Source organism: Halobellus rufus, assembly GCF_000739575.1.
GTDB classification, from domain to species: Archaea; Halobacteriota; Halobacteria; order Halobacteriales; family Haloferacaceae; genus Haloquadratum; species Haloquadratum rufum.
Map to the genome: position 1 here is coordinate 35,885 of NZ_BBJO01000003.1, position 15,657 is coordinate 51,541.

The window sequence follows — 15,657 nt, forward strand, 5'->3', positions numbered from 1 at the left end:
GCGGGATCGAACCACGCGAACCCGTTTTTTCCGGCTACTCCGACCGCTTGTCGAGCGCCGCGAGCACCCCGCGAACGTTCAACTCCTCCTCGGCGCGGGCCTTCCGCTCGCCCCACACGGGCACCATCTCGGTGTGTTCCCGGAAGTGCTCGATGACGGCCTCGTCGTCCTCGAGTTCGTCGCGCTTCTGTCGCACGGACTCGAACCACTCGACGAGCGTCCGTTTGTAGTCCGCCATCAGTTCCGGCTCGTACTCTCGCGGGCCGAAGTGACCGAAGCAGAGCGTCGCGGGGGCGAGTTCGTCGATCCGCCGAACGTCCTGGAGGCACTGTTCCAGATCGAACTGCGGCGGCGGCGTCGTCGGGTTCACCACGTCGCGGTCCGGGACGTAGATCCCCGCGGCGTCCCCGGTGAAGCACAGGTCGGCCGTGGCGTCGTGGAAGACCATCTGGTGGGGCGCGTGTCCCGGTGCTTCGACGGTCGAAAGCCGCCGGTCGCCGAGGTCGATCTCGTCGCCGTCTGTGAGCTCCTGAATCCGGTCTTCGGGTACGGGCTTCGGGTCGGCGTAGAACTCCCACATGTCGCCGACCGCCTCCTTGGTCCCCGCGACGAGGCGCTCGGGGTCGACCAGGTGAGGCGCGCCGATCTCGTGGGTCCACACGGTCGCGTTCGGACACGCTTCGGCGAGGTAGCCCGCGCCCCCCGCGTGATCCAAGTGCACGTGCGTCACAAGAACGTGCCCGACCGCCGCTCGGTCGATATCGAGTTCGTCGAGCGCCTCCAAGAGGTACTCGCGGTTGCGGCCGAGCCCGGTGTCGACGAACGTGGGCTCGTCCGCGTCGATGAGATAGACCGAGCCGTACTGCGGGACCCCGTGCGCGCCGACGTCGACGTAGTAGACGTCGTCGGCGTCGTCGACGGAGAACAGGTCGCCGATTGCCATAGTGGATCGGCGATCCGCGACGAAAAAAGCGTTCCGTCGGAATCGCCACCCGTTTATTCCGCGCCGCCGACTCACGGGTATGAGCGAGACGATCGACGACGACCTCTATCAGCGCACCCTCGCACTCATCGAACCCGGCGAGATCGAACTCGTCGGGGCGATCGTGCACACCGACCTCGGCGGGCAGGAGGACTTAGAGATGCACGAACTCACCGTCGAGATCAACGACGTCCTCACCGCCCACGCCGAGAAGGGCGAGACGTACATCTACGCCGGCAACGACACCGACGAGTTCGCCTCGAACCAGTTCCAGGGGCTCACACTGGAGGACGAGTCGTTCGTCTGGGAGTGCCAGCAACTGCTGCGCGAGGGGACGTTCGACCTCGTCTTCTACTACGAGGCCGGCCCCGAGCAGGCGGCGCTCGTCGACGAACTGGAGGCCCTCGACCACATCGATCGCGTGACGCCCGTCCCCTGACCAGCGTCCCGACTCTCGGCTCCGAAACGGCGGCTACCGACCGGTATCCCGCGTATCAAACCTAATACTCGCGGGGTCGCACTTATTTCGGTGGCCAGCCAGCGTGTTCGTAGATGTCAACACAGCACACACGAGAGGCGGCCCGGGATACGCAGGACACGGTCGACGTCGCGCAATCGCAGGGGGACGACGACATCGAAGAGGCGGCGCACGCGCTCGTCGAACTCCACAGCGCGTCCGACGACATCGCCACGCGGACGGAGGGCATCGCGACGCTCGCGCGCGAACAGGCCGAGGGGATGGACGAGGTCCAGAGCGAGGTGGCCGACATGAGCGCGGCCGTCGAGGAGATCGCCTCCTCCGCCGAGGAGGTCGCGAGCGAGAGCGAACAGGTGAACCAACTCGCCTCCGAGGGGCGCGCCTCCGCCCGCGACACCCGGAACGCGATGCAACGGATCGACGCCGCCTCCACCGAGGTCGGCGGACGCGTCCGCCGCATCGACGACAGCGTCTCGGAGATCGACGAGATGGTCGCGGTGATCAACAACATCGCCGACCAGACCAACCTGCTCGCGCTGAACGCCTCCATCGAGGCCGCGCGGGCGGGCGAGGCCGGGGCGGGGTTCGCCGTCGTCGCCGAGGAGATCAAGGCGCTGGCGGAGAAGTCCCAGCGACAGGCGACCGAGATCGAGGAGTTGGTCGATCGGGTGCAGGCCAACACCGAACAGGCCGTCGACGGGCTGGCGGACAACGAGGAGGCCGTCGAAGACGGCATCGACGAGGTGGAGTCGACCCTGTCGCGGCTGGAAGACATCGACGACTCCATCGAGGAGTTAAACGGCGGCGTCGAGGAAGTCGCGTACGCGACCGACGAGCAGGCCGCCAGCACCGAGGAGATCGCCTCAATGGTTGATCAGACCGCCGCCAACGCCGAGAGCATCAGCGACGACACCGACGCGATCAGCGCCGCCGTCGAGGAGCAGGCCGCGATGGTCTCGGAGGTCAATGACGGCTTCCAAGCATTCCTCGAGGAGTGAGACTCCCGTTCGAGACGCTTATCCTTCCGGCACCCTCACGATAGCGTATGAGCGAGGCAGACGCTGCGGGACCGGAGCTTTCGGCCCTGGACCGGGCCGTCATCAACGCCTTCCAGGGGGGATTTCCCGTCGTCGAACGGCCGTTCGAACCGGCCGCGGCCGCGCTGCGCGAGCGCGGCGTCGACGTGACCGCCGGGGAACTGCTCGAACGGGTCCGCGAACTCGACGAGTCGGGGACGCTGAGTCGGTTCGGCGCGCTGGTGAACGCCGAGGAGATCGGCGGCACGGCGACGCTGGTCGCGATCCACGCCCCCGAGGACCGGTTCGAGGAGGTCGCCGAGGCGGTCAACGGTCACCGGGAGGTCGCGCACAACTACGAGCGCGAACACCCCTACCTGAATATGTGGTTCGTCGTCAGCGTCGCCGACGAGGACCGCGTCGCGGAGGTGCTCGCCGAGATCGAAGCCGAGACCGGCGAGGAGACGTACAACATGCCCAAACGGCGGGAGTTCCGCGTCGAGGCGAAGTTCCTCGTCGACGGCCCCATCCCCGAGGGCGACGTCGACCTCTCGGATCTCGGTCCCGACGTGACGCCGACGGACCGGCGTGCGCTGACGCCCGAGGAACGTGACCTCGTCGTCGAGATCCAGGGCGGGCTTCCGATCAGCGAGACCCCATACGCGGACGTCGCCGACGCGATCGACGCCGACACCGCGTGGGTCGTCGAGACGATCAAGCGCTTCGAGCGCGAGGGGAAGGTCCGACGGGTCGGCGTCGTCCCGAACCACTACGCGCTCGGGTACACGGAGAACGGGATGACCGTCTGGAACGTCCCCGACGAGGTCGTCGAGGAGGTCGGTCCCGCGGTCGCGTCACTTCCCTTCGTTACACACTGCTATCGGCGACCGCGCCACGGAGACGTGTGGCCGTACAACTTCTTCGCGATGACGCACGGGCGCTCGGAGGCGGAGAGCGACCGCCGGATCGAGCAGGTGCGCGAGACGATGGCCGAGTACTGGGACGTCGCCGACGACGACTGGGACTCGCTGTTCTCGACGCAGATCCTGAAGAAGACCGGAATCAGACTGGAAGAGCGCGCCGCGGCGAACACCGAGTGACCCGAGCGAATCCGGGAGCCAGAGCACGATGATCCCGCTGTACCACGACTTCACCGACCGGACCGTGCTGATCTTCGGCGGCGGCCCCGTCGGCGCGCGGAAGGCCCGCCGATTCGCCGCGGAGGCGCGCGTCGTCGTCGTCAGCCCCGACTTCGGCGAGCGCGACTTCGGCGGTGAGAGATCCGACGCCGACGTCGAACTGGTGCGTGCGCGACCGAGGCCGGAAGACGTCGCCGCCTGGCTCGACCGGACCGACCCGGCGCTCGTCGTGGCCGCGACCGACGACGGCGATGTGAACGAGGCGGTCGCGGTCGCGGGTCGCGACCGCGGAGTGCTCGTGAACCGGGCGGATCGGAGCGCCGCGTCCGGTGGTTCCGACGAGGGCGAATCGACCGACGGCGATGGGGCGGCTGACGACGGTAGATCGACAGACAGCGATGACCGATCGGACGACCGAGCGGCGGACGTCGTCGTCCCGGCGACCGTCGCCGACGGGGACGTTCGGGTCGCCATCTCGACCGGCGGGCGGAGCCCCGCGCTGGCGAAGTACCTGCGCGAGCGGATCGAATCCGAGATCGAGGGGGCCGAGGAGATGGCGGCGTTGACCGCGGAGCTTCGGGCCGAACTGCGGGACGCAGAGGTCGATCCGTCGGCGCGTCGTGATGCGATACGGGCGGTCGTTCGAGACCCGCTGGTTTGGAAGACTTTACGTACGGGGGCGTCCAATCCCCGTCGAGAGGCGACACGCGTGATACGGAACACGATCGGGGGTGACCGATGGACGCGGGAGTGATCTGTGGGTCCCGTGTGTCGCACGAGCGAGCCTGCGTCGAGGACATCGAAGACGCCGCTGGCGAGGACGTCCGCGCCGTCATCGAGACGCTGCTCGACGCCGACGGCGTCAGCGAGGCGTTCGCAATCCAGACGTGCAACCGCGCGGAGGCGTACGTCGTCGCCGACGGCGTCGACCTCGGGAAGCGGGCGCTCGAACGCGTCCACGGGTCCGCACGCGAGGAGGCACGCGTCGAGATGGGACACGAGGAGAGCCTCCGGCACCTGATCAGAGTCGCCGCGGGGCTCGAGTCGCTCGTCCTCGGCGAGGACCAGATCCTCGGGCAGTTCAAGCGCGCGATCGACGTCGCGCGGAACGCCGGCGCGCTCGGTCCGACGTTCGAGACCGGTCTCACGAAGGCCGTCCACGTCGGCGAGCGCGCGCGGACGGAGACGGCGATCAACGAGGGCGCGACGTCGATCGGCTCGGCCGCCGCGCGCCTCGCGGAGACGGAAGTGGACCTCGACGGCGAGACGGCGCTCGTCGTCGGGGCCGGCGAGATGGGCAAACTCGCCGCGGAGGCGTTGGCCGACGCGGGGGTCGCCGAACTCGTCGTCGCGAACCGGACGATTCCGCACGCCGAGCACGTCGCGAAGAGCGTCGACGTGCCCGCGCGGGCGGTGGGTCTCGACGCGGTGACCGAGGCCGTCTCGGACGCCGGCGTCGTCGTCACCGCGACGAGCACCTCGGAGTACCTGCTGGGGTCCGACGACGTCGACGACGCCGGCGAGACGCTCGTGATCGACCTCGCGCAGCCGCGCGACGTCCACCCGGAGGCGGCGACCGTCGACGAGGTCGTCGTCCACGACATCGACGCCCTCGAGTCGGTCACAGAGCAGACGAGGGCCGCCCGCGAGAGCGCCGCCGAGGAGGTCGAAGCGATGATCGACGCGGAGTTCGACCGGTTGCTCGACGCCTACAAGCGGCGGCAGGCGGACGCGGCGATCAGCACGATGTACGAGGCCGCAGAGCAGGTGAAAGCCCGCGAGGTCGACACCGCGCTCACCCGGCTGGAATCCCAGGGCGAGCTGACCGACGAGCAGCGCGAGACCGTCGAGGCGATGGCGGACGCGCTCGTCGGCCAGTTGCTCTCGGTGCCGACGAAGAGCCTCCGGGACGCCGCGATCGAGGACGACTGGTCGACGATCCAGACCGCGATGGCGCTTTTCGACCCCGACTTCGGCTCGTCGCGCTCGTCGGTCTCGGGCCAGCGCGAATCCGCCCCGGCGAACGCGGAGGCGGGCTCCGAGGCGGACGCGCCGGAACGCTCCGAGGGGGACGTGCCGCAGTACGTGCTCGAAAGCGTCTCCGACGACTGAGCGCCGCCCGGCCCTCGGTGGGCGGTCTGCGGCCCCGAGTCGGGAGAAACGTTATCCGCCCAGCGGGAGACGTAGTCGGTATGGCCGAACTACTCGACGACGAGGACATCGAAACGCAGCTCCCCGACGGCTGGGAGCGCGACGGCGACGAGATCGCGCGGACGTACGCGTTCGACGACTACCTCGCCGGGATCGCCTTCGTGACGCAGGTGGGCGAAGTCGCCGAAGAGGAGTTCCACCACCCCGAGATCCGCGTGGGATACGAGGAGGTCGAAGTGCGGCTCACCAGCCACGAGGAGGGCGGCATCACCGAGAAGGACATCCGGCTGGCGAACCTCTTCGATGCCGAGTACTGACGCGTCCGACGATGGACGCCGCCTACGTCTTCCGCGTGACCGTCCGCTTCGGCCCCGCCCCGGGCGTCACGGTCTCGCCGGAGACGGTCGAGACGGTCGTCGAGGTCGCCGCCGACCCGCCGGGCGAGGGCGAGTGGCTGTTCTTCCGCGACGCGCTCTGGCGCGGGAACGTCGCCGACGAGCGCCACGCCCGCGAACTCGCGGAGTCGTGGCTGTCTGTGCCCGTCGACGACGTACAGTTCAGCGAACTGCGACTCGATCCGGCCTACCGCGAGGCGCTGGCGGAGGCGATCGAGTCGACGCCGGCGGCGTTCGACGGCGACGACCCGCGCGACGTCCTGCACCGACATCTCGGGTCCAGCATCCGGGTCGTCGAGGAGTGAGGTGACGGGTCGGCGAGGGCGGGGAGAGTCGAACCGACGAAATGCACTTACGGCGGAGCGACGTAGTCACCGCCGATGACCGCCGACGCCGACCCACTCGATTACGACTTCTGGCTGTTCGACCTCGACGGGACGCTCGTCGACGCCGAGTGGTCCTACACCCGCGAGGTGTTCGACCGCGTCGGCGACCGGCTGGGCCGGGAGTTCACCGACCGGGAGGCCGAAGTCCTCTGGCACGGACTCGGCGGCGCGCGGGACCCGCAACTCCGCGCGTGGGGGATCGACCCCGACACGTTCTGGCCGGTCTTCCACGACGTCGAGGACCCGGCCGCCCGCGCGGAGGCGACGTACCTCCACGACGACGCCGCGGCGCTCGTCGCCGACCTCCTCGCCGCGGACGTGCCGATCGGCGTCGTGACCCACTGTCAGGAGTTCCTCGCGGAGCCGGTCGTCGAGCACCTCGACGTCGGCGACTGGTTCGACTCGTTCGTCTCCTGCACCACGGACCTCGGCTGGAAACCCGACCCCGCGCCCGTCTATCACGCGATCGAGCGGCTCGGGCGGGACCCCGACAGCCCCGGTCGCGGCGTCCTCGCCGGAGACGGCGCGAGCGACGTCGGCGCGGCGTGGAACGCCGGGCTCGACGGGATCCACGTCGAGCGACACCCGCCGGAGCGCCGCGGGCGCTGCGTCCTCGCGGACCACCGCGTCGGCTCGTTCGACGAGCTCTCGGTGACCGCTCGCGGTCGCGACGTCGCCGCCGACGGCGGCTACGAGCGGTAGTCGGGGCGAACGGGCGGCTGTGAACGCGTGAAAAACAGGCGACAGAGCCCTCAGTCGGACTCGTATCCCGCTAGCGACGCGAAGACGTCGTCGGCGGCCGCCAGCCGCGACCGAAGCTCCTCGACGCCCGGTTTCTCGGTTCGGGCCGGATTGGCGCGGACGCGAACCGACTCGGTCCCGAGCGGGACGAACCCGAGGCCGAGCCGGTCAGCCGTCGCGCGGAGCCCGAGTCCGGCGTCGGCGTCGCCGCGGGCGACGGCGCGTGCGGGGCTCTCGACGCCCTTCGTGCTGACCTCGTAGCCGCGGATCGACTCGGTGACCTCCCGTCGGGAGCCGTCGCTCTCGCCGCGCGCGTCGACGAGGTCGTCGACGGCGGCGTCGAGGCTCGCGCGGAGGCCGGCGTCGCGGTTGCGGTTGACGAACGCGAGGTCGCGGTCGACGAGGTCCGCGAGTCCCTCGATCTCTGCGGGATTGTCGTCCGCCACGACGAGCCCCCACTCGCGCGTCCAGCCGCCGAGGTCGACGCTCTCGACGTCGCGCTCGACCGGGCCGGCGACGACCGCGACGTCGGGGACGCCGCCGCCGAGGCGTCGGAGCCCCTCGCGGCTCCCGACCGGGAGGAAGCGCGGCCGTTCGAGCCGGTCGAGCAGCCGCGAGAGCGCCGGGTCCGCCTCGCCGACGGCGAACAGCGTGGGCGCGAGCACGTCCGGCGAGAACAGTTGCACGTCGACGGTCTCGCCCGCGGCGAGGTACTCCGTGTCGGGGTCGACCGCGACGACCCCGTCGGCCTCGACGAGCGACGTCGTCGCGCCCGATCCCTTGTCGACGGGGTAGACGAGCGTCTCGCCCGCCTCGTCGGTGACGAGCCCGACCGGCATCAGTCGGAGCCGCCCCTCCGCGTAGCGCTCGCGGAGGGCCATCTTCCCGCGGACGGTCGCGGTCTGCGGTTCCGGGAGCCCCGCGGCGTCGCGGATGACGGGCGCGACGAACGTCTGGAAGATCGTGAGCGCCGAGACCGGGTAGCCCGGGAGGCCGACGTAGGCGCTCTCGCCGACTTCGCCGACGAGCATCGGCTTGCCGGGCTTGACCGCGACGCCGTGAAGTAAGAGGTCGCCGCGCTCCTCGATGACGTCGTAGATGACGTCGACCGCCGAGGCCGACGTCGACCCCGAGGAGAGCACGAGATCGCACTCGGCGGCCGCCTCGACGAGCAGCCGCTCCATCTCGTCGTAGTCGTCGCCCGCGTGGGGGTAGAGCGTCGCCTCCCCGCCGGCCTCCTCGACGCCCGCGGCGATCGTGTAGCTGTTGACGTCGTAGATCTGGCCGCGCTCGCTGTGGAGTTCCTCGCCCGGACGGACGAGTTCGTCGCCCGTCGAGACGATGCCGACCGTGGGCTTCCCGCGGACGGGGACCTCGTCGACGCCGAGCGCCGAGAGGAGGCCGACGTCGCGCGCCGTCAGCCGCGTGCCGGGGCCGAGCGCCCGCGCGCCGGCGGCGATGTCGGAGCCGGCCACCATCACGTTGTCGCCGGGGGCGACGGCCTTCCGGACGGCCACAGCCGACGGCTCCCCGTCGGGATCGCCGTCGGAGCGTCGCTCCGCGGTCTGCTCGACCATCACGACGGCGTCCGCGCCGTCGGGCATCACCGCGCCGGTGGAGATCTCGGCGGCCTCTCCCTCGCCGACGACGACGTCGGGTTCGACACCCGCGTGGACGGCACCGACGAGATCGAGTTCGACTGGGTCGGCCTCGTCCGCCCCGAAGGTGTCGCGGCCGCGGACGGCGTACCCGTCCATCGTCGCGCGGTCGAACCCCGGCACGTCGAGGCCGGCGTCGAGTCGCTCGGCGAGCACGCGACCGCGGGCCTCGTCGAGCGGGACGGATTCGGGCTCGGGGTCGAGGTTCAGCGACTCGATCGTCTCGTGGGCGACCGCGGGGTCGACGAGGTCGTGGAACTCTCTGCGGTCGCTCACGGCGACCACTCCCAGTGTTCCACAGTCACGGTCTCGCCCTCGTCGTAGCCCTCTCGGCCCTCAGGCACGGCGACCCAGCCGTCCGCCAGCGCCACGGAGGAGAGGACGCCCGAGCCGGACGCGCGCGTCGGCGTCGCGGTCGCGGCGTCTCCATCGTCGGCGTCCTCTCCCGCGTCGTCCTCCAGCCGAACCCGCGCGAACGTCCGCACGCCGGGTTCGCTCGGGATCTTGCGCGCCAGGGTCGCTCGCGTGGTCGGCGGCTTCGCGTCCGGCAGGTGTCCGACGTGCTTGAGCAACGGGCGCAGGAACTGCACGGCGTTGATGATCGCGGCCACGGGGTACCCCGGAAGCATAATCACGGGCGTGTCCTCGACGATCCCGAGTGCGACGGGGTGGCCCGGCTTGAGCGCGACGCCGTGGACGAGCACCTCGCCGAGGTCGTCGACGACTTCGGGAATGAGGTCGCGCTCGCCGACGGAGGAGCCGCCGGTCGTCACGACGATATCCTTCGTGAGGTCGCGCTGGATCGCCGCCCGCAGCGCGGCCTCGTCGTCGGTGACGACGTTCCGGTACGTGGGGTCGCCGCCCCAGCGCTCGACCAGCCGCGAGACGGTGAGGCCGTTCGTCTCGATGACCTCTCCGGGGCCGGGGTCCTCCTGAACGAGTTCCTCGCCCGTCGGGATCACGCCGACGGTCGGCCGCTCGTATACGCGCACGGTGTCGACGCCGACGGACTTCAACAGGCCCAGATCCGACGGGCGGAGGCGGTGGCCGGGCTCGAACAGTTGTTGGCCCTCGGCGACGTCCTCGCCGACGGGCGCGACGTTCTCCCCCTCGGTGACCGCGTCGAACACTTCGAGGTCGTCGCCGACGCGGTCGGCGTGTTCGATCATCACCACGGCGTCCGCGCCGTCGGGGAGTTCGCTGCCCGTGTGGACGCGAACGGCCGACTCGGGGGCGACCTCGCGTTCGGGGACCGAGTGGGGTTCCCCGTCGGCCACGCGGAGGACGCCCGGCGAGCGGTCGGAGGCCCCGAAGGTGTCTCTGGCGCGGACCGCCCAGCCGTCCATCGCCGCGCGTTCGTAGTCGGGGACCGCCCGCGGCGAGGAGACGGGTTCGGCGAGCGCCCGGTCGTCGGCGGGGACGAGCGCGAGCCGTTCGGTTCTCTCGTGCGGCGTCGCCGCTTCGAGCAGCGTGCGGCGGGCCTCGTCGATCCGAGTTCGGTGTTTGAACCCGGCCGAGCGCCGCTCGGGCGGCGCGTCGTCGCCGCCGGAGGTCTCGTCGGAATCCGCAGAATCCATACCCGCCGTAGGGCCGGGAGTACAAAAAGAGCCGCGGCACGCGCTCGGATGCCGGACCGAGGCGAAGTACCGTCGCGTCTGCACGTCCCCACGCACTCGGATGTACGTCGTCGTGCGATCGGGCGAGGGACGCCGTCGTGCGATCGGGCGAGCAACCTGCTGCACCCGCTGCGTTCGTCGCGTTCCGGAAAGAGTCGCGCTCGCAGCCGTTGATAGCTCTTGTGGCCGATTTCGCGAAACCCAACCGCGGCCTTTTTCGACCCGCCATCCCTAGATGGTGGTATGACTGCACTGCGGGACGCGCTCCGAGAACTGCCGGAGTCGGTGTTCGCCGATCTGTTGGAGTCCGACGACGCCTACCGGATCGTGCTCGACCTCCCCGGAGTGACGGCCGAGACGGCTGAACTGCGCGTGGAACGCGGCCGACTCGTGGTGGAGGCGAGACGAGAGAAGGCCGTCCCCGCGGAGTTCAGCTACCTCGAGGAGGAGCGGTCGCTGTTCGTCGACGCCGAACTGCCGCTGCCGCCGGACGCGACCGGCGCGGGGGCGTCCGCCGAAGCCGACCGCGGCGTCTTCACGGTCACGCTGCCGAAGCGGGACGCCGCCCCGGAGCGAACGATTCCGATCACGTCGACCGGAGACGACGCGTAACCGCCGGGTGGTCACGCTGGTGAACCTCCGCGCGTACTGGCGGTTTCTCGTCGTCGTCAGGCAGTTCTTCCCGCTGATCGTCGCCTACACCAGAGACCGGCGGCGGTACGTACTCTTCGGCGGGCGTCGGGCGGTCGACGAGGAGACGCGGGTCCGGCGGGCCGAGATCCTGCTCGACTCGCTGCTGACGCTCGGGCCCACGTTCATCAAGCTCGGACAGCTCCTGTCGACGCGGCCGGACATCCTCCCGAAGGAGTACATCGACGTGCTGTCGAGCCTCCAAGACGACGTCCCGCCCGCACCGTGGGCGGAGTCCAAACAGGTTCTCGAAGCGGAACTCGGCCCCGTCGACGACGCGTTCGACGACTTCGACCGCGACCCGATCAGCGGGGCGAGCCTCGGGCAGGTCTACACCGCCCGGTACGACGGCGACCCCGTCGCGGTGAAGGTCCGGCGGCCGGGGATCGAGGAACTCGTCGAGGCCGACCTCCGGGTGCTGCGGTGGTCGATCCCGATCATCCGTCGGTTCATCGGACAGGGGCGAGCGTTCTCGCTGGAGAACCTCACCGACGAGTTCGCGAAGACGATCCGACAGGAGATGGACTACAGTCGGGAAAAGCGGATCCTCGAAGAGATCAAGGGCAACTTCGCCGAGAACCCGACGGTCAGGATCCCACAGCCGATCGAAGCGCGGTCGGGGCCGCGGGTGCTGACGATGGAGTACCTCCCGGGGACGAAGATCAACGACGTCGACGCGCTGGACGAGAAGGGGATCGACCGGACGGAACTGGCGACGACCCTCCAGCGCGTCTACCTGCAGATGATCGTCGACGACGGCGTCTTCCACGCCGACCCGCACCCGGGGAACCTGGCCGTCACCGACGGCGGGGAGATCATCTTCTACGACTTCGGGATGTCGGGGACGGTGGAGCCGTTCATCCAGGAGAAGATCATCGACTTCTACGTCGCCGTCGCCAACCAGGACATCGACGCCATCCTCGACACGCTCATCGAGATGGGGACGCTCTCGCCGGAGGCCGACCGGCAGGTGATGGGCGACGTGATGGAACTGGCCATCGCGGACGCCCGCGGGGAGGACATCGAACAGTACCGCGTCCAGCAGATCATCGAACAGGTGGAGTCGACGATCTACGAGTTCCCGCTGCGACTCCCGCGCGATCTCGCCTTGGTGCTCCGCGTCGCGACGGTCGTCGAGGGCGTCTGCGTGACGCTCGATCCGGACTTCGACTTCATCTCGGTGGCGACCGACTACCTCCAAGAGGAGGGCTACTACGAGGAGACCGCCCGACAGCTGATCGAAGAGGGCGGAAAGCAGATCCAAGAGACCTCGCGGGCGCTCTTCGAGGTCCCGCCGAAGCTGAACCGCGCGCTCGACCGCGTCGAGAACGAGAACCTCGCCGTCAACGTGCGGCTCGAGGACGAGAACGACGTGCTCGACCGCCTCGCCCGGCGGATCGTCTACGGCCTGTTCGTCGCCGTCGGCGCGCTCTCGACGTCGATCCTCTACGCGTTCGAGCCAGCGAGCGCTCTTCCGGCGGCGGTCGCGGCGGTGTTGACGGTACCCCCGCTCGTCGCCCTGTACCGATCGTTCCGGGCGAAGAAAGGGATTCGGGCGAAGCCGCAATTCACCCGACAGAGTATGCGCCAGCGACGCGATCGGGAGCGGTAGGCGAGGACGTCGCAGTCGCTGGGGCCGACCACGGCCGCGACGCCGGACCCACGCTCGGGGGGCCGCCCCCCACGTTATCAGTGGTGAGTATTTGACACGTAGGTTTATCCGCGGGTACCTGAATCTCCACGCATGACGCGGTGGCGCGCCGTTGCCGGCGGATTCGCACTCGCGGCCTGTAGCGAGGCACTCGTCTTCGCGGTGACGGGGCGCGTGACGCTCGTCGGCGGGTTGGCGGGGAGCGCGCTGGCGGGCTACCTCGCCGGCGAGGAGCTGTCCGACGGCGCGTGGCACGGCCTCCTGACCGCGATGGCGTGGGGGATCGTCCTCATCCCGGGGCTGGTCGCGCTGTCGGTCGTCACCGACGCGCCGCTTCCCTTCCCGATCGAGTTCCTCCTCCCGCTGCTCGATACGCCCGGAGAGGCGACCACCACGATCCTCCTGAGCGCGAGTCTGCCGAACGTCGCCGCGGGGGTACTCGGGAGCCTCACCAGGCGGCAGGACGACGGCTCGACGGGCCAGTCGAGCGACCGATCGGGCGAGCAATCGACCGCGCGGCCGACGGCCCGACCGGTCGAGACCGAGACCGACGAGGGCTGACTGTCCGGCGACTGAGAGCGCGGGCGGGGGCCGGAGCGAACTCCCCGGTCGATCGCGTGGGATCGGCGTCTCACCGACCCTCGCGGCGTTTCCAAACCGTTTATACCGACCACACGTCAATCCCGACGTATGCCGAAAGAGCAGAAGCAGGTCCGCGAACTGCAGGAAGGCAGCTACGTGATGATGGACGACTCGCCGTGTAAGATCAACGCCTACAGCACCGCGAAGCCCGGAAAACACGGGAGCGCGAAGGCACGGATCGAGGGTCGCGGCGTCTTCGACGGCAAGAAGCGCTCGCTGAGCCAGCCCGTCGACGCGAAGGTGTGGGTCCCGATCATCGAGCGAAAGCAGGGCCAGGTCGTCTCCGTCACCGACGGCGACGCCCAGATCATGGACCTCGAGACCTACCAGACGTTCACGATGCGCATCCCCGAGGACGAGGACCTCAACCCCGACGACGAGATCGAATACCTCGACTACGAGGGCCAGCGGAAGATCATCTGATCGGAGATGTTCCCAGGGGCGACCGCATCACGGACCGACGCCGCGTACGTCGTCGTGGGCGCGCCGCTGGATGTCTCGACTTCGTTTCGACCCGGGACCCGCTTCGGTCCCGAGAGAATCCGGCGGTTCGCCCGGCCGTTCGACGACTACGACCGGCGAACCGACCTGCGTTTTTCGGACTGTTCCGTCCACGACCACGGCGACGTCCGCGCGTGGGACGACGCCCCCGAGTACCTCGCGTGGCTCGCGGGCGAACTCCGCGACGTCGTCGCCGACGACGCCGTCCCGCTCGTCCTCGGCGGGGAACACACCGTGACCGCCGCCGGCGTCGAGGCCGTCGACCCCGACGTGTTCGTCTGCCTCGACGCGCACCTCGACCTCCGGGAGGCCTACGACGGCAACGAGTACAGCCACGCGACCGTCACCCGACGGGTCCTAGAAGCTCACGCCGACGTCGACGTCGAGGAGGCGATTATCCTCGGCGCGCGAACCGGCTCGCCGGAGGAGTGGGAACGGGCGGAGGAGGGGGACGTGACTGCCGTCGCGCCCGAAGACGTCTCCGACTTCGACCTCGAATCGCACCTCGACGGCCGGAGCGCGTACCTGAGCGTCGACGTCGACGCCGCCGATCCCGGGTTCGCGCCGGGGACCGGCACGCCGGAGCCGTTCGGTCTCGACCCGCGGGAGATGCGCGACGTCGTCCGGACGGTCGCGCCCCAAGCCGCGGGCTTCGACGTCGTAGAGGTCAACGACCGTGACGACGGGCAGGCGGCGTCGCTGGCGGCGAAGATCGCCCGGGAGTTCGTGTTCTCGCACGCCGGCGCGGCAGAGTGATACAGATACAAGCGGCCGGGGGCCCTCCGCCGACGTATGCAACTCTCAGCGCTCGCCGATCGACTCGACGAGAGACTCGAGATCGACGCGTACGCCGACGTCGACGCCAGCCCGAACGGCCTGCAGATCGGCCCCGACGAGGGGGCGATCGAACGCGTCGCGTTCGCGGTCGACGCCGCCGCCGCGACGATTGAGGACGCCGCGGCGGCCGGCGCTGACGTCCTCGTCGTCCACCACGGCCTCGTCTGGGGGGGCTTGGATCGGGTGACCGGGCGAGAGTACGAGAACATCTCGGCGCTCGTCGAGAACGACCTCGCGCTCTACGTGTCGCACCTGCCGCTCGACGGCCACCAAGAGTTGGGCAACGCCGCGGGACTCGCCGACCACCTCGGACTCGACGCCGACTCGAGAGCCCCGTTCGGAGAACTAGGGCCCGTGACGATCGGCCAACGAGGGGCGTTCTCGACGCCCCGGTCGGTCGACGAGATCGGCGACCGCCTCGCGGAACTCGACACCGGCGGGCGAGCGCCGCAGGTGCTCGACTTCGGTCCCGACGAGGTCGAGGACGTCGCCGTCGTCACCGGGTCCGGTGTCGACTGGCTCGCGGAGGCCGTCGACGCCGGTGCGGACGCGTTGGTCACGGGCGAGGGGAAACAGCAGGTGTACCACGAGGCCCGCGAGGCGGGCGTCAACGTCTTCCTCGCCGGCCACTACGCGACCGAGACCTTCGGCGTCGAGGCCCTCGCCGACCTCGTTTCCGAGTGGGGACTGGAGACGACCGTGCTCGAACACCCGACGGGGCTGTGAGGTTGGGGCGGCCCGTCGGATCGGCGCTCTGAGACCGGAGAACCGCGA

At 69.9% G+C, this 15,657-nt stretch carries 17 protein-coding genes; 14 read left to right on the top strand and 3 right to left on the bottom strand.

Translation table 11 applies throughout. From position 1 onward, the window contains the following. Nucleotides 1-34: 34 nt before the first annotated feature. Nucleotides 35-943, bottom strand: a complete 909-nt coding sequence (locus ACP99_RS01890) for an MBL fold metallo-hydrolase (RefSeq protein WP_049984973.1) — start codon at nt 941-943, stop codon at nt 35-37. A gap of 79 nt (nt 944-1,022) precedes the next feature. Between ACP99_RS01890 and ACP99_RS01895 the strand changes: the two genes are divergently transcribed. From ACP99_RS01895 to ACP99_RS01930, 8 genes are all read left to right on the top strand, one after another. After that, the gene (locus tag ACP99_RS01895; RefSeq protein ID WP_049984974.1) at nt 1,023-1,421 is read left to right on the top strand and encodes a DUF5778 family protein; all 399 of its coding nucleotides are present in this window, start codon (nt 1,023-1,025) and stop codon (nt 1,419-1,421) included. A 113-nt stretch (nt 1,422-1,534) separates the two neighbouring features. Next, on the top strand, nt 1,535-2,458 hold the full coding sequence (locus ACP99_RS01900; protein WP_049984975.1) for a methyl-accepting chemotaxis protein: 924 nt from the start codon (nt 1,535-1,537) through the stop codon (nt 2,456-2,458). A gap of 47 nt (nt 2,459-2,505) precedes the next feature. After that, nucleotides 2,506-3,576: a siroheme decarboxylase subunit beta gene (ahbB, locus tag ACP99_RS01905; protein ID WP_049984976.1), complete on the top strand. Its 1,071-nt coding sequence runs from the start codon at nt 2,506-2,508 to the stop codon at nt 3,574-3,576. 28 nt (nt 3,577-3,604) lie between these two features. Beyond that, on the top strand, nt 3,605-4,369 hold the full coding sequence (locus ACP99_RS01910) for a precorrin-2 dehydrogenase/sirohydrochlorin ferrochelatase family protein (RefSeq protein ID WP_049984977.1): 765 nt from the start codon (nt 3,605-3,607) through the stop codon (nt 4,367-4,369). Then, nucleotides 4,354-5,727, top strand: a complete 1,374-nt coding sequence (gene hemA, locus ACP99_RS01915) for a glutamyl-tRNA reductase (RefSeq protein ID WP_049984978.1) — start codon at nt 4,354-4,356, stop codon at nt 5,725-5,727. Before ACP99_RS01910 ends, hemA begins: the two co-directional genes overlap by 16 nt. A gap of 80 nt (nt 5,728-5,807) precedes the next feature. After that, the gene (locus tag ACP99_RS01920; RefSeq protein WP_049984979.1) at nt 5,808-6,083 is read left to right on the top strand and encodes a 4a-hydroxytetrahydrobiopterin dehydratase; all 276 of its coding nucleotides are present in this window, start codon (nt 5,808-5,810) and stop codon (nt 6,081-6,083) included. A gap of 11 nt (nt 6,084-6,094) precedes the next feature. Next, a complete protein-coding gene (gene lwrS, locus ACP99_RS01925) occupies nt 6,095-6,466 on the top strand; it encodes an LWR-salt protein (protein WP_049984980.1) in 372 nt (123 codons plus the stop codon). A gap of 75 nt (nt 6,467-6,541) precedes the next feature. Next, nucleotides 6,542-7,249, top strand: a complete 708-nt coding sequence (locus ACP99_RS01930; protein WP_049984981.1) for an HAD family hydrolase — start codon at nt 6,542-6,544, stop codon at nt 7,247-7,249. Between the two features lie 50 nt (nt 7,250-7,299). On the opposite strand, the gene ACP99_RS01935 is transcribed toward ACP99_RS01930, so the two are convergent. Together ACP99_RS01935 and ACP99_RS01940 are read right to left on the bottom strand one after the other, a co-directional pair. Then, a complete protein-coding gene (locus ACP99_RS01935) occupies nt 7,300-9,222 on the bottom strand; it encodes a molybdopterin biosynthesis protein (RefSeq protein WP_197052329.1) in 1,923 nt (640 codons plus the stop codon). After that, nucleotides 9,219-10,523, bottom strand: a complete 1,305-nt coding sequence (locus ACP99_RS01940; RefSeq protein ID WP_049984983.1) for a molybdopterin molybdotransferase MoeA — start codon at nt 10,521-10,523, stop codon at nt 9,219-9,221. The genes ACP99_RS01935 and ACP99_RS01940 overlap by 4 nt, the downstream gene beginning before the upstream one ends. A gap of 282 nt (nt 10,524-10,805) precedes the next feature. Here ACP99_RS01940 and ACP99_RS01945 point away from each other — a divergent pair, with 282 nt between their 5' ends. The 6 genes from ACP99_RS01945 (at nt 10,806) to ACP99_RS01970 (ending at nt 15,609) form a co-directional block, all read left to right on the top strand. Next, nucleotides 10,806-11,174 carry an Hsp20/alpha crystallin family protein gene (locus ACP99_RS01945; protein WP_049984984.1) on the top strand — a complete coding sequence of 123 codons (369 nt, stop codon included), beginning with the start codon at nt 10,806-10,808 and terminating at the stop codon, nt 11,172-11,174. Between the two features lie 7 nt (nt 11,175-11,181). Next, complete coding sequence (locus ACP99_RS01950) at nt 11,182-12,864, top strand: ABC1 kinase family protein (protein ID WP_049984985.1); 1,683 nt, start codon at nt 11,182-11,184, stop codon at nt 12,862-12,864. Nucleotides 12,865-12,996: 132 nt separating this feature from the next. Further along, nucleotides 12,997-13,464 (top strand): DUF5518 domain-containing protein, encoded by a 468-nt coding sequence (locus ACP99_RS20340; RefSeq protein WP_197052330.1) that lies wholly within the window; start codon nt 12,997-12,999, stop codon nt 13,462-13,464. A gap of 129 nt (nt 13,465-13,593) precedes the next feature. Beyond that, nucleotides 13,594-13,968, top strand: coding sequence for a translation initiation factor IF-5A (locus ACP99_RS01960; protein WP_049984986.1), 375 nt, complete (start codon nt 13,594-13,596; stop codon nt 13,966-13,968). 6 nt (nt 13,969-13,974) lie between these two features. Continuing rightward, nucleotides 13,975-14,802 (top strand): agmatinase, encoded by an 828-nt coding sequence (gene speB, locus ACP99_RS01965; RefSeq protein ID WP_049984987.1) that lies wholly within the window; start codon nt 13,975-13,977, stop codon nt 14,800-14,802. 36 nt (nt 14,803-14,838) lie between these two features. Next, entirely contained in the window at nt 14,839-15,609 is a 771-nt protein-coding gene (locus tag ACP99_RS01970) for a Nif3-like dinuclear metal center hexameric protein (protein WP_049984988.1), read from the top strand. The last annotated feature ends 48 nt before the right edge of the window (nt 15,610-15,657 follow it).